This window comes from Rhodococcus sp. RS1C4 (genome assembly GCF_002258225.1).
Classification (GTDB): domain Bacteria; phylum Actinomycetota; class Actinomycetes; order Mycobacteriales; family Mycobacteriaceae; genus Rhodococcoides; species Rhodococcoides fascians_E.
Map to the genome: position 1 here is coordinate 45,986 of NZ_NOXZ01000042.1, position 13,242 is coordinate 59,227.

Here is a 13,242-nt window from a genome sequence, read left to right on the forward strand (position 1 = left end):
CGCACCATCGGTAGGCGTTCTGGGACACTGACACGGTGAGCAACGCACCCATCTTCGGATCACCCGACGACCAGAACGAGTCCGCGCGGCAGGAAGCACGCTTGTCCGACGCTGCGCTCGACCGCATCGAGTCGATTCTCGGTCCCGTCGACGACGCTCTCGCCGCAGATTTCCCCGGTGACCGGATCGGTGGGCAGCCCATCCACACGATCTACGTAGCCGCATCTGCGGCCGGGGTGGACATTCCGGCAAGGTGGGGACAGCAGGCGCTGAGCCTGATCGACGAGAACCAGAAGGTGTTCGATTCGATCGACTCGGTCGGTGTGCTGCCGCGCGTTCGAGAAGCGTTGGCGACGCGCCCGATTCAAGATCTGCGCATCGACTTCGAGGACGGCTACGGCTGGCGTGCGGACGAGACCGAGGACGCACACGCCCGCGAGGCGGGACGCATTCTCGCATCCCTGGCTGCCGACCCCTTGGGCCCGCAGTGGTGCGGAATCCGCCCCAAGGGACTGGCACCGCACGAACGCCGCCGGGGTATCAGGACTCTGGAGCTGGTTCTCGACGGAGCCGGGGGAGTGCCGTCGGGATTCGTGTTCACGGTGCCCAAACTACGAGCTGCCGAGCAGGTCGACGCAGTGGTCGCTCTGTGCGAGGAGATCGAGCGAGCACATGGACTTCCGGACCGAGCGCTTCGATTCGAGCTTCAGATCGAGAGTCCTCAGGCCGTCGTCGGCAGCGACGGGACCGCAACACTCGCGCGTGCCCTGACACGCGCGGACGGTCGGTGCACCTCACTGCACTACGGGACGTACGACTACAGCGCGGCATGCGGAATCACGTCCGCTCAGCAATCCCTCGAACATCCGGTGGCGGACCACGCGAAGGCGGTGATGCTGGCAGCCACGGCACAAACGGGGATCTGGGTGAGCGACGGCTCGACGCAGGTGGTTCCGAGTGGGACACCGGCCGAGGTCGACAGCGCCATCCGGCGCCACGCCGGCCTGGTCACCCGATCCCTCGAGCGCGGCTTCTACCAAGGGTGGGACATGCACCCGACCCACCTCGCGACGCGATGGACTGCGACGTTGTCGTTCTTCCGGTCGGCGATGCCGACGGCCGCGTCGCGGGTTGCGGCGTACCTCGACACAACGTCGGGCGGCATGATGGACGAGCCTGCCACCGCTCAGGCACTGGCCGCAGTCCTCGTTCGCGGTCTGGATTGCGGGGCGGTCGACGCCGCCGAGCTCGAGTCGCTGTCACCTCTCGTCACTCGGGACGTTCTGCACGGACTGCTGGCTCGTACCGTCGGCGGGCCTTCGGCCCAGTCGTAGCGGTCGGCCGGCCGTACCCTGCCGCAAACGAGCACACGTGCCAGAATGTCCGGTACTGCCTGCGTCGGGCAGGACGGGTTACGGATGGAGATCGAATGCGGCTGACTCCGCACGAGCAGGACCGGCTGCTCCTCAGTTACGCAGCCGAATTGGCACGTAGGCGTCGTAGTCGAGGTCGGCTGCTCAATCACCCGGAAGCAGTCGCGCTCATCACCGATCACCTTCTCGAGGGCGCACGCGACGGAAAATCCGTTGCCGAGCTCATGGCATCGGGACGCGAGGTCCTGTCGGCCGACGACGTCATCAGCGGAGTTCCCGAACTACTTCCCGAGGTTCAGGTCGAAGCGACGTTCCCCGACGGCACCAAATTGATCACCGTCCATGAACCCATTTCTCCGAAACGGGGTGACGGGCATCTGATTCCAGGTGAAGTCCTCACCGAGGACGGCGTCATCGAACTGAACGAGGGTGCTGACCTCGTGACGCTCGAGGTGGTCAACACCGGTGATCGTCCGGTGCAGGTGGGAAGCCACGTCCATTTTCCCCAGGCGAACGAGGCGCTGTCGTACGATCGCGCGCTGGCGCACGGACGACGGCTGGACATTCCCGCCGGCACTGCGGTGCGGTTCGAGCCCGGCATCACCGTGACAGTCTCACTCGTTCCTCTCGGCGGAAGCCGAGAAGTGTACGGACTGAGTTCGAATCCTCCCGGAAAGCTCGATGCCTGATGGCCCAGCTCAGTCGTTCTCGATACGCGCAGTTGTTCGGCCCCACCACAGGTGATCGAATCCGGTTGGCGGACACTGACCTTCTGATCGAAGTGACCGAGGACCGAAGTGGTGGTCCAGGACTGGCCGGGGAAGAAGCAGTCTTCGGCGGCGGGAAGGTGATCCGCGAATCGATGGGGCAGTCGCGCGCAACGCGGGCCGACGGAGCCCCCGATACCGTCATCACGGGAGTCGTCGTCGTCGACTACTGGGGAATAATCAAGGCGGACATCGGTATTCGCGATGGGCGGATCGTCGCGCTCGGCAAGGCCGGCAACCCCGACACGATGACCGGTGTCCATCCGGACCTCGTCATCGGTCCGTCGACCGAGATCATCGCAGGCAACGGCAAGATCGTCACGGCCGGTGGAATCGACTGCCACGTGCATTTCATCTGCCCGCAGATCATGGACGAAGCGTTGGCGGGCGGAATCACCACCGTGATCGGCGGAGGAACCGGACCTGCAGAGGGCAGCAAAGCTACAACCGTCACCCCGGGTGCCTGGCACTTGTCGAGAATGTTGGAAGCACTCGACGGCTGGCCGATGAACATCGTCCTGCTCGGCAAGGGCAACACCGTCAGCACCGAAGCGATGTGGGAGCAGCTGCGCGCCGGCGCATCGGGTTTCAAACTTCACGAGGACTGGGGCTCCACTCCCGCTGCCATCGACGCGTGCCTTCGTGTGTGCGAGGACGCAGGCGTGCAGGCCGCTCTGCACTCGGACACGCTCAACGAAGCCGGGTTCGTCGAGACCACCCTGGATGCGATCGCGGGTCGCGGCATTCACGCGTACCACACCGAAGGTGCGGGAGGTGGGCACGCACCCGACATCATCACCGTCGCGTCGTACGGGCACGTGCTGCCGAGTTCGACCAATCCCACTCGGCCGCACACGGTCAACACGCTCGACGAACATCTCGACATGCTGATGGTGTGTCACCACCTCAGTCCGTCCATCCCGGAGGATCTCGCCTTCGCCGAGAGCCGAATTCGGCCGTCCACCATCGCCGCCGAGGACTTGCTGCACGACATCGGAGCAATCTCCATGATCGGCAGCGACGCACAGGCCATGGGCAGGATCGGGGAGGTCGTGTTGCGCACCTGGCAGACGGCCCACGTGATGAAGAAACGACGGGGGTTCCTCCCCGGGGACACCCGCGCAGACAACAATCGTGTGCAGCGCTACATCGCGAAATACACGATCTGCCCTGCCGTCGCGCACGGCCTCGACGCCGAGGTCGGTTCCATCGAACCAGGCAAGCTGGCCGACCTCGTGCTGTGGGATCCGGCGTTCTTCGGTGTCCGGCCGCACGCGGTGATCAAGGGCGGGATGATCGCATGGGCGCAGATGGGGGACGCGAATGCGTCGATCCCTACCCCTCAGCCGGAGCTGCCCAGACCGATGTTCGGCGCATCACCCAAGGCCGCAGCAGCCACATCGGTGCACTTCGTCGCCCCTCAGGCGATCGAGGACGGTTTGGCGAATCGACTCGACTGCGACAGACGGCTGGTTGCGGTCGGGAACGTTCGGGCGGTGGGCAAGGCCGACATGCCGCTCAACGACGCGCAGCCCCGCATCGAGGTCGATCCCGATTCGTTCACCGTGAAGATCGACGGCGACGTCTGGACCGAGCAGCCTGCTACCGAACTTCCGATGGCGCAGAGGTACTTCCTCTTTTGAGCGCGGTCGTGCACGAAATCTCCATGATCATGTCGCTGGCGGATTCACGGTTGCCTACCGGTGGTCACGTCCACTCGGGCGGCATCGAGGAAGCCATCGAACAAGGGCTCGTGCGGGACATCGACACCGTGGAAGCTTTTCTGATCCGTCGACTCAGGACCAGCGGTGCGGTGACGGCGTCCCTCGCGGCCGCGGTATGTGAGTCGGTTCTCGACGTGGACGTCGCCGAGGACGAATGCGACGCACGTATTCCGTCGCCGGCTGCGCGGGCCGCGTCGCGGGCACAGGGGAGAGGATTGCTCAGGCTCGCCCGTGCGAGTTGGCCGCATCAGCAGTGGGGGTCGGTACCGCGTCGACCCCACCTGGCCGTCGTCGCCGGTCTCGTCGGTCGCGCTGCGACACTGCCGGGCCAGGCCATCGCGTCGGTGCAGGTGTACACCACGATGACCGGGTCCGCGATCGCAGCACAGCGACTGCTCGCCCTCGATCCGTCGGACGTCGCGGCATGCACGTTGCGGCTCGCTCGCACCTGCGACGAGGTGGCAGACGAGGTGTGCGCCTTGCTGCCCACCTTGGTGGATCTGTCCGACCCGCTGCTCGACGTGCTGGCGGAGAACCACGCGGCGCGCGAGCGGCCGCTGTTCGTATCCTGAAGACCGACCCGTTCGTTCGAACGACATCCTCTGCATCACCGAGTCACGAAAGGCCGAAATACAATGCCTCCGCATCTCATCGACGGCGAGCCGCACGACCACACCCTCGACCGACCGAAGCGCACTCGAGTCCCCGGCGAAGCACTCCGCATCGGTATCGGCGGTCCGGTGGGATCCGGTAAGACCGCTCTGGTCGCTGCGCTGTGCCGCGAACTGCGCGACGAACTGTCGCTCGGAGTGCTGACGAACGACATCTACACGACCGAGGATGCCGACTTCCTCCGTCGGCACGCCGTCCTACCCGACGAGAGAATCACTGCGGTTCAGACCGGCGGATGCCCGCACACCGCGATTCGCGACGACATCACGGCGAACCTCGATGCCATCGACGACCTCGTCGACGAGAACCCGCCACTCGATCTGATTCTGGTCGAGTCCGGCGGTGACAACCTGACGGCGACCTTCTCGTCCGGTCTCATCGACGTCCAAATCTTCGTCGTCGACGTTGCCGGCGGCGACAAGGTACCGCGTAAAGGTGGTCCCGGCGTTACCTTCTCGGATCTCCTGGTGATCAACAAGACAGACCTGGCGCCGTACGTGGGTGCCGATCTGGAGGTCATGCGAGGTGATGCGGAAAAGGTACGCGAGGGCCGACCGACCGCGATGATCTCCCTGACGGACGACCCGTCGGCATCGACAGTGCTCGAATGGGTCCGGGCGCGGCTGAAGGAGACGGCCGCGGCCGATGCGCACTGAGCTCGTCATCGTCGCCAGTGCCGAGCGCAGTCCGCGGATCATCTCGTCCGGCGGACTGTCCGGGCGATTGACCGGTCCGGACACAGTACACATGATCGGCACGGCCGCAACACCTTTGGGTGGCGACGAGATGCGAATCCGCGTCGAGGTGGGAAAAGGTGCAAGCCTGACAGTCCACAGTGTTGCGGCGACCCTGGCATTGCCGAGCGCCGCGACTACCGAGTCGCATTCGTGGTGGTCGTTCCACGTCGAGGACGGTGGCAGGCTGCTGTTCGACCCGGAACCCATGATCGTCGCGGCCGACGCGCGGCACCACTCGCGCACCGACGTTCGCTTCTCGGACTCGGGGTCGCTCCACATCCGTGAGCGAATACAGATCGGCCGGGCCGGGGAGCGTGCAGGTTCCTGGTACGGCACAGTCTTCTCGGATGTCGACTGCGGCGAGGGCCGAGTCCGCCCGCACTTGCGGCACCGTGTGGAACTCGGCGTCGGAACATCGGGACACGACGTCATCTCCGCACCGATGGCGATGTCGAGCACCATCCGTTTCCCAGACGATCGCACTGCGGAAGCCGGACGATCGTGGGTTCGGATGCCACTGGCGGCCGGCGGCAGCCTCTCCACCGCAACCGGCAGCAGAATAGACACGCTAGCGTTGCCCACATGACGGACGGAGATGTGCGCAACGCGCAGTCGCCCGGCACTGCCCCGTTCGAACCCGAGCACGTGGAGCAAGCGCGCGCCGCGGTGGACGCGGTACACAATCTGGACGATTGGGTGCAGCGGTTCGATCTATTGGGTGATCCGACGCGGCTGCGCATTCTGCTCTGCATGCACCGCGCGCCGGGAATTTGCGTCACCGACCTGGCGCTTGCGCTGTCGATGACGTCGACCTCGGTCTCGCACGCGCTGCGACTGCTCAGGAACGAGGGGTGGGTTGCAGTGCAGCGGGACGGCAAGAAGATGACGTACCGACTCGACGACGACACCGTTCATCGCATGCTTCACGAACTCGGCGCCACCCATGCACATCAAGTGCACGAGTGACGCCGAGGAGGAGTGATTGCAGACGGGGTCAGCCGGCTGCTTTCTCTTCTTGCTCCGCTCTGGCCTTGCGACCCGATTCGCTGTCGCCCGGACTTTCCGACGCTTCGATCGAATTGAGTTGTTCGATGGCCAACCTCGCGAAGACCTGCTGTTCGGTCGACGCCATCTGTGCGCGTCCGCGTCCGAGGAAGGTCACGAACCAGGAGATGACGGTGGTGATGCGACTGCGGTACCCGACGAGGTAGTACAGGTGCAGCGCGAGCCACATGACCCACGCGATGAAACCGCCGAACTCGAGCTTGCCGACCTTGGCGACCGCGTTGAAGCGCGAGACGGTGGCCATCGATCCCTTGTCGAAGTACTTGAAGGGCTGACGCTGACTCGGATCCTCGCCTTTGAGCGACGCCTTGATCTGCTTGGCCGCGTAGTTCGCACCCTGGATCGCGCCCTGCGCCATTCCGGGAACATCCTTGACCGACATCAGGTCACCGACGACGAACACGTTCGGGTGGCCCTTGACCGTGAGGTCCGGCTCCACGATGACGCGGCCTGCACGGTCGGTCTCGGACTCCGACTGGTCGGCGAGCTGCTTGCCGAGCGCGCTTCCCTGGACGCCGGCGGACCACACCTTGCACTGTGCTTCGATGCGGCGCGTCGTGCCGTCCTTCTCCTTGACGGTGAGTCCGTCGTTGTCGACGTCGGTGACCATCGCGTTGAGCTGAATCTCCACGCCGAGCTTCTCGAGCCGGTCCGCGGCCTTCTTGCCCAGTTTCTCGCCCATCGGTGGGAGCACAGCGGGGGCCGCGTCGAGAAGGATCACGCGAGCGTCGCGGGGGTCGATGTTGCGGAACGCCCCGTCCAGCGTGCGGTCTGCGAGCTCGGCGATCTGGCCTGCCAGTTCGACTCCGGTCGGTCCGGCGCCGACGACGACGAACGTCATCAGTCGGTCGCGCTCTTCTTGATCGTTGGACAGTTCGGCCTGCTCGAATGCGCCCAGGATGCGGCCGCGGAGCTCGAGAGCGTCGTCGATGGTCTTCATGCCCGGCGCGAACTCGGCGAAGTGGTCGTTGCCGAAGTAGGACTGCTGAGCGCCCGCTGCGACGATCAAGCTGTCGAAGTGCGTCACCGTCACGCGCTCGAGGAGCTTGGACGTCACCGTCTTCGCCGACAGATCGATGTCGAGGACTTCACCCATGAGTACTTCGGCGTTCTTCTGCTTGCGCAGGATGACTCGAGTCGTGGGAGCGATCTCACCGACCGAGAGAATGCCCGTCGCGACCTGATAGAGCAGTGGCTGGAAGAGGTGGTGCGTGGTCTTGGCCACGAGGGTGATGTCGACGTCGGCCTTCTTGAGTGCCTTGACGCCGAAGAGACCGCCGAACCCGGAACCGATGACAACGACGTGATGGCGCTTCGATTCGACCGGTTGGATGCTCATTACCTGCTCCCTTGAAAATTAGATGTAGCTGCAACGGTAGTCGCCGCCGATCAGGGCGTCTCGGCAAGGTTCCCATGCGGCGGCTCGTCACGCCCGGCAGTTCGGCTCGCACACGCGGTGACCTGGGATGCGCCGACCCTCGGTGGTTGCGAAAGCGGCAGGATGTGTGGTGAGTGCGCTCTTGATCGCTTCAGAAGCGGCTCCGATTCTGTGGCGGAACACAAGGAGTCGACGTGATTGGCCCAAAGCCTGGTTTTTCGGTTCGCTGGGGTTCATACTCTGACCATGTTCGAGATAAGTGTTACCGAGAGTAACCTCAACACGTCGGTCGTCACCGTCGCTCAGGGGAGCGGCGGTCAGGGCGGGGGAGCCGCACTCGACCAGGTCTTCGGCATGAGCGCCGCGGCGGGAGTGATTTCACTCGGCCTGCTCTACCTTGCCTTTCTGCACCGTACTCGCCGCATCACCTGGCTGGGCCGACTTGCGGACTACGCCGGCGCGAAGACCAACCTCCCCGGGTGGGCAGCTCTGCCGTTGGTGATGTTCATATCCACGATTCTGACCGCGTTCCTTGGCTTCATCTGGGACGTCAGCCTGCACATCGGACGCGGACGCGACGAGGGGCCGCTCGCCAACCCGGCGCACTACTTCATCCTGGTCGGGTTGTTCTTCCTGTTCATCGCCGGTGCGCTCGCAATGATCCTGCCGCTCGACGAGAAGCCCGGCCGCGCCGCGATCAAGTTGACCCGCACGTGGTACGTCCCGACCGGTGGAGTGCTCATCATGGGGGCCGGCCTGTACGCCCTCATCGGATTTCCTCTCGACGACATCTGGCACCGCATCTTCGGTCAGGACGTGACGCTCTGGGGACCGACTCACCTGATGTTGATCGGCGGCGCCGGACTGTCCCTCGTCGGTGTGATTCTGCTCGAGCACGAAGGTCGAATCTCCATGGGCTCGGACGCCGATGGCCCCGATCCGCGCTGGCATCGGAGTCCGGTCCTGACGTGGTTGTTGCGCAGCTCCGCGTTCGGCGGATTGCTTATCGGTCTGTCGGTGTTCCAGATCGAATACGACTTCGGCGTCGAGCAGTTCCAGCTGATCTTCCAGCCGATGCTCATCGCGGGTGCGGGTGCCTTCGCGTTGATCGCCGCCCGCTTGATGGTCGGGCCCGGTGCCGCGGTGTTCGCTGTGGCGTTCGCCGCCGTCGTTCGGGAAATCACCGCTCTGCTCGTCGGACCGGTGTTCGGGGAGCCTCACAACGTGTTCGCTCTGTACCTGGGTGCAGCGATCGTCGTCGAGGTTATCGCGCTCACCCCGCTGGTGAAACGCCGTCTGCTGTTCGGTGCAGTCGCCGGCCTGGGAGTCGGAACCGTCGGAATCTGGGGCGAATCGCTCTGGGTCGACGCCGTTCATCTGTTTCCGTGGACATCGAGCATGTGGCTCGACACGCTGCTGATGACCGTCCCGGTCGGTGTGACCACCGGCCTCGCCGCGGGTCTGTTCGCGCAAGCGCTGAGCGGCGACGGGCTGCCCGGACCGGCCGTTCGCCGAACTGTCGTGTTCGCGATGATTCTCGCCCTCGGCGGAACCGTGGCCAACGGCCTTTCCTTCGAGGTGCCGACGGACGCCACTGCGACAGTGCGGTTGACGGACGCGGAACCTGTCGATGGTTTCCGCATGGTGACCGCCGAGGTGGAGATCGATCCGGTCGATCTCGTCAGCGACGACCCCGAATGGGTATCGATTCTCGCGTGGCAGGGCGGGGGAGACACGTTACGCGGCTTGGTGGTCGACCGACTGGAGGCCACCGGACCCGGCACCTTCCGGTCCACGAAGCCGGTCCCGGTCGACGGCACATGGAAGACCGTCCTCCGCATTCACGACGGTCGCACCCTGACGGCGGCACCGGTGTTCATGGCGGCCGACGAGGGCATCGGAGCAGAGGAGGTGTCCGCCGACGCGTCGTTCACTCGTGACCTGGTCTCGGAGATCACCCTGTTGCAGCGAGAACGGAACTTCGACCATCCGACGTGGTTGTTCGCCGCGGCGTCGCTCGTAGTTCTCGTGTGCACACTGCTGTTGGTCTGGGCTCTTTCCTGGGGCACGGTGCGTATCAGCTCGGTGACCCCCCGAAACTCGCTGCGCACCTCGAGTGAGCACAGAACACCCAGTCGCACATGACAGTTCATCGTTCGAGCTCGCACGACGTCGTCTACCTCGCGGATCACTCGGTCGTGCTGGCGCTGCCGGCTCTGATACCGGCGTTCATCATCGTCGCAGTCGTTCTGTACATCGTCGCGAAGGACCGACGTGCGGAGAGAAACGAGAACGCCGAGAACGAATCCGCCGACTTGCCCGACCGGAGTTCGGACGACCTGCCCAGTAACCACGACGATGGGAAGAAGAAATGAAGTACGTCCGCTGCGCCGCTGTGACGGGCGCTGCGATGTTGTTCCTCTCTGTCGGATGCTCGTCCGCTTCGGACACCGGCAGCAGCACCGCGGCGACGTCCTCGGCCGCCGAGGAGTCCTCGGTGGCCGATCCGCAACCTGTCGGCACGGTCATCGATGTCACCATCACGGGCGGTGACATCTCACCCACGAACGAGCGTCTGGACGCAGTCGTAGGTGAGCCCATCACGCTGCGGGTGAACAGCGACACGACGGACGAACTGCACATACATTCCGTGCCGGACCACACGTTCGAGGTGGAGGCGAAAGCCGATCAGACCTTCGAGTTCACCGTGGACGTGCCCGGTTCGGTGGCGATCGAGCTTCATCACGCCGATCGCACCGTCGCGACGCTCGCTGTCAGGCCGTGATCCTCGCCCACGGGTTGGGCGGTTCCACCGATCTACCCCTGCCGGTCACGTTCGTCCTGATCGGCGGAGCCTGGGCGTTGTCGATTTCGTTCGCCGTTCTGATCTTCGCTTGGCGCACACCACGACTGGATCCGCGCAGGCGGTGGGCAACCGTTCCTCCTACGGCGCAGCGTTTCGTCGATGCACCCGCCACTCGGTGGACGCTGCGTCTCGTGGCGCTCGCTTTCTCGGTGTACGTAGGGTGGGCTGCGTACGCAGGGCCGGAAGATGCGACGAACGCGCTCCCCGGGGTGTTCTACGTTCTCCTGTGGGTCGGCCTGCCGATCGCGTCGGCGTTCCTGGGCCCGGTGTGGCGCATTGTGTCGCCGGTCCGGACGATTCACGCGGTCGTGTGCAGAGCGCTACGCCGCCCCACCTCTACCGGACTGATCGAGTATCCCGCTCGGTTGGGTGCATGGCCTGCCGTCGTAGGGCTGTTCGCATTCGTCTGGCTCGAGCTCGCGTACTCCGATCCAGGGTCTGTGGACGCCATTCGGACGTGGTGTTCGGCGTACGCAATTCTGATGCTCGCCGGGGCTATGACGTTCGGAGACACGTGGTTCGACAGCGGCGATCCGTTCGAGAAGTACAGCGACACGATTGCACGTCTGGCCCCGCTCGCCAGATCACCCGAAGGCCAGCTCGTGCTGCGAAATCCGCTCGACGGTCTACCGACGTTCCCGGTGCTTCCGGGTTCGGTGGGGGTCGTGGCCGTTCTCCTCGGATCGACTGCGTTCGACAGTGCGTCGCAGCTACCGGCCTGGCGCAATGTCGTCGACGACGTATCGGGATCCAGCGACGGAGCGGTCGCGTTCCGCACGGTCGGTCTGCTCGCCCTGGTGTCGATCGTGGGGGCCGCGTTCTGGCTCTGCTGCCAGGCCACCGGCGGAGTGTCCCGAACCGAACGTCGAGCGCTCCCGGGGGCGTTGGCGCATTCGCTCATCCCGATCGCGTTCGGCTACGTGCTGGCTCACTACCTGACCTATTTCGTCGAGAAGGGCCAGAGCACCGTTCTGCTACTGACCGATCCGCTCGGTGACGGGTGGTCTCTGCTCGGGCAGCAGGGGTGGGAAGTGTCCTACGTGTTGTCCGAGCACCCCGGCGTCGTGTCCTCGATCAAGGTTCTGTGTGTTCTGCTCGGCCACGTCCTCGGAGTCGCCGCCGCCCACGACGCATCGCTGCGAATACTGCCGCGCGCCCACCGATTGAGTGGTCAGTTGGCTCTGATGGTGCTGATGGTCTTTTTCACCTTCGGGGGCCTGTTTCTGCTGTTCGGGGGCTGATTCCCGACCCGTCTCTTCTTACTCGACCAACGAGTTAAATGAGCGAACTTTCTATTGTCAGGACAAATGCTTGACATTGGCGTGTGATCCGGATTACATATTGAGCGCAACATCGATTGGTTCACCCGTTCCATGGCGGAACGGCGTCGAGAAAGAGAATTGATGACACTTCAGACGAGTCACGGCACAGGCCGATCAGGTTCACTCCGCGTGCTCCGTACCGGCGCCGTCCTCGGGTTGGCGCTGTGCGCCACCGTGGCCGCGGGATGCTCCAGCACCGGCGGTGCTCCGGAGAGCTCCGGCGGAGGCTCCAATGCAGGTACCGCCGACACACCCCGCGCGACCATCGCGATGATCACGCACGAGGTTCCCGGCGACACGTTCTGGGACCTGATCCGCAAGGGCGCAGAAGCCGCAGCTGCGAAGGACAACATCGAGCTTCGCTATTCCGCGGACCCGGAAGCTCCCAACCAGGCCAACCTCGTGCAGAGCGCCATCGACTCCGACGTCGACGGTATCGCCGTCACGTTGGCCAAGCCCGACGCCATGGCACCCGCCGTCGAAGCAGCTACCGCAGCAGGCATCCCCGTCGTCGCCTTCAATTCCGGTTACGACAGTTGGAAGGATCAGGGAGTCCAGCAGTACTTCGGTCAGGACGAGACCATTGCAGGTGAAGCCGCAGGCGCCCGCCTGACCGCTGACGGCGCCAAGAAGACGCTGTGCATCATTCAGGAACAAGGTCAGGTCGCACTCGAATCCCGCTGTGCAGGCGTAACCCAGGGATTCACCGGAGGCAGCACCGAGATTCTGAACGTCAACAGCAAGGACATGCCCTCGGTTGAGGCGACCATCACCGCCAAGCTGCAGCAGGACCCCAGCATCGATCACATCGTCGCCCTTGGAGCGCCGATTGCACTGACCGCCGTGCAGTCGAAGGCAAACGCAGGCAGTGATGCAACCATCGTCACGTTCGACACCAACGCCGCCCTCGTCGACGCCATCAAGGCCGGTGACGTCGCGTGGGCCATCGACCAGCAGCCGTACCTGCAGGGATACCTTGCAGTCGACTCGCTGTGGCTGTACCTGAACAACGGCAACACCATCGGTGGCGGCACCCCGGTTCTCACCGGTCCCGCGTTCATCGACTCGTCCAACATCGACGCCATAGCCGAGTACGCCCAGAACGGAACTCGCTAGGCGCGCGCCCGACGCGGCCACCCCTCGGCCGCGTCGGGCGCCACCAGCACGGAAGGATTTGTCATGAGTACACAGGCCGATTTGGATCTGTCCAAGCACACCGTTGTCACCGATGAGCGGGTGAAGAAGCAGAAGCCGTTGCAGCGGTTGCTGGTTCGTCCGGAGATCGGCGCGCTGTTCGGCGCGATCGTGATCTTCGTCTTCTTCTGCATCGTCGCTCCA

At 64.5% G+C, this 13,242-nt stretch carries 13 protein-coding genes and 1 pseudogene; 13 read left to right on the forward strand and 1 reads right to left on the reverse strand.

Annotated elements, in window-relative coordinates:
• Window positions 1–35 precede the first annotated feature (35 nt).
• From CH289_RS22110 to CH289_RS22140, 7 genes are all read left to right on the forward strand, one after another.
• Window positions 36–1,334, forward strand: a complete 1,299-nt coding sequence (locus CH289_RS22110) for a DUF6986 family protein (protein ID WP_094728592.1) — start codon at window positions 36–38, stop codon at window positions 1,332–1,334.
• Window positions 1,335–1,429: 95 nt separating this feature from the next.
• On the forward strand, window positions 1,430–2,062 hold the full coding sequence (locus CH289_RS22115) for an urease subunit gamma (RefSeq protein ID WP_094728594.1): 633 nt from the start codon (window positions 1,430–1,432) through the stop codon (window positions 2,060–2,062).
• Window positions 2,062–3,783 carry an urease subunit alpha gene (locus CH289_RS22120; RefSeq protein ID WP_020113199.1) on the forward strand — a complete coding sequence of 574 codons (1,722 nt, stop codon included), beginning with the start codon at window positions 2,062–2,064 and terminating at the stop codon, window positions 3,781–3,783. The genes CH289_RS22115 and CH289_RS22120 overlap by 1 nt, the downstream gene beginning before the upstream one ends.
• A gap of 23 nt (window positions 3,784–3,806) precedes the next feature.
• Window positions 3,807–4,436, forward strand: coding sequence for an urease accessory protein UreF (locus CH289_RS22125; protein ID WP_179276855.1), 630 nt, complete (start codon window positions 3,807–3,809; stop codon window positions 4,434–4,436).
• A gap of 63 nt (window positions 4,437–4,499) precedes the next feature.
• Window positions 4,500–5,192 (forward strand): urease accessory protein UreG, encoded by a 693-nt coding sequence (gene ureG / locus CH289_RS22130; RefSeq protein WP_094728598.1) that lies wholly within the window; start codon window positions 4,500–4,502, stop codon window positions 5,190–5,192.
• A complete protein-coding gene (locus tag CH289_RS22135) occupies window positions 5,182–5,859 on the forward strand; it encodes an urease accessory protein UreD (RefSeq protein ID WP_094728600.1) in 678 nt (225 codons plus the stop codon). The genes ureG and CH289_RS22135 overlap by 11 nt, the downstream gene beginning before the upstream one ends.
• A complete protein-coding gene (locus CH289_RS22140) occupies window positions 5,856–6,239 on the forward strand; it encodes an ArsR/SmtB family transcription factor (protein WP_094728602.1) in 384 nt (127 codons plus the stop codon). The genes CH289_RS22135 and CH289_RS22140 overlap by 4 nt, the downstream gene beginning before the upstream one ends.
• A 28-nt stretch (window positions 6,240–6,267) precedes the next feature.
• Here the strand turns inward: CH289_RS22140 and CH289_RS22145 are convergent, their stop codons facing one another.
• Entirely contained in the window at window positions 6,268–7,677 is a 1,410-nt protein-coding gene (locus tag CH289_RS22145; RefSeq protein ID WP_094728604.1) for an NAD(P)/FAD-dependent oxidoreductase, read from the reverse strand.
• A 285-nt stretch (window positions 7,678–7,962) separates the two neighbouring features.
• Here CH289_RS22145 and CH289_RS22150 point away from each other — a divergent pair, with 285 nt between their 5' ends.
• The 6 genes and pseudogenes from CH289_RS22150 to CH289_RS28815 form a co-directional block, all read left to right on the forward strand.
• A complete protein-coding gene (locus CH289_RS22150) occupies window positions 7,963–9,861 on the forward strand; it encodes a hypothetical protein (protein WP_094728606.1) in 1,899 nt (632 codons plus the stop codon).
• On the forward strand, window positions 9,858–10,091 hold the full coding sequence (locus CH289_RS22155; RefSeq protein ID WP_094728608.1) for a hypothetical protein: 234 nt from the start codon (window positions 9,858–9,860) through the stop codon (window positions 10,089–10,091). The genes CH289_RS22150 and CH289_RS22155 overlap by 4 nt, the downstream gene beginning before the upstream one ends.
• A complete protein-coding gene (locus CH289_RS22160) occupies window positions 10,088–10,501 on the forward strand; it encodes a hypothetical protein (RefSeq protein ID WP_094728610.1) in 414 nt (137 codons plus the stop codon). Before CH289_RS22155 ends, CH289_RS22160 begins: the two co-directional genes overlap by 4 nt.
• Window positions 10,498–11,823: a hypothetical protein gene (locus CH289_RS22165; RefSeq protein ID WP_094728612.1), complete on the forward strand. Its 1,326-nt coding sequence runs from the start codon at window positions 10,498–10,500 to the stop codon at window positions 11,821–11,823. The genes CH289_RS22160 and CH289_RS22165 overlap by 4 nt, the downstream gene beginning before the upstream one ends.
• A 162-nt stretch (window positions 11,824–11,985) precedes the next feature.
• The gene (locus CH289_RS22170; RefSeq protein ID WP_256977440.1) at window positions 11,986–13,020 is read left to right on the forward strand and encodes a substrate-binding domain-containing protein; all 1,035 of its coding nucleotides are present in this window, start codon (window positions 11,986–11,988) and stop codon (window positions 13,018–13,020) included.
• A gap of 63 nt (window positions 13,021–13,083) precedes the next feature.
• A pseudogene (locus CH289_RS28815) lies at window positions 13,084–13,242 on the forward strand (ABC transporter permease); the annotation flags it as partial.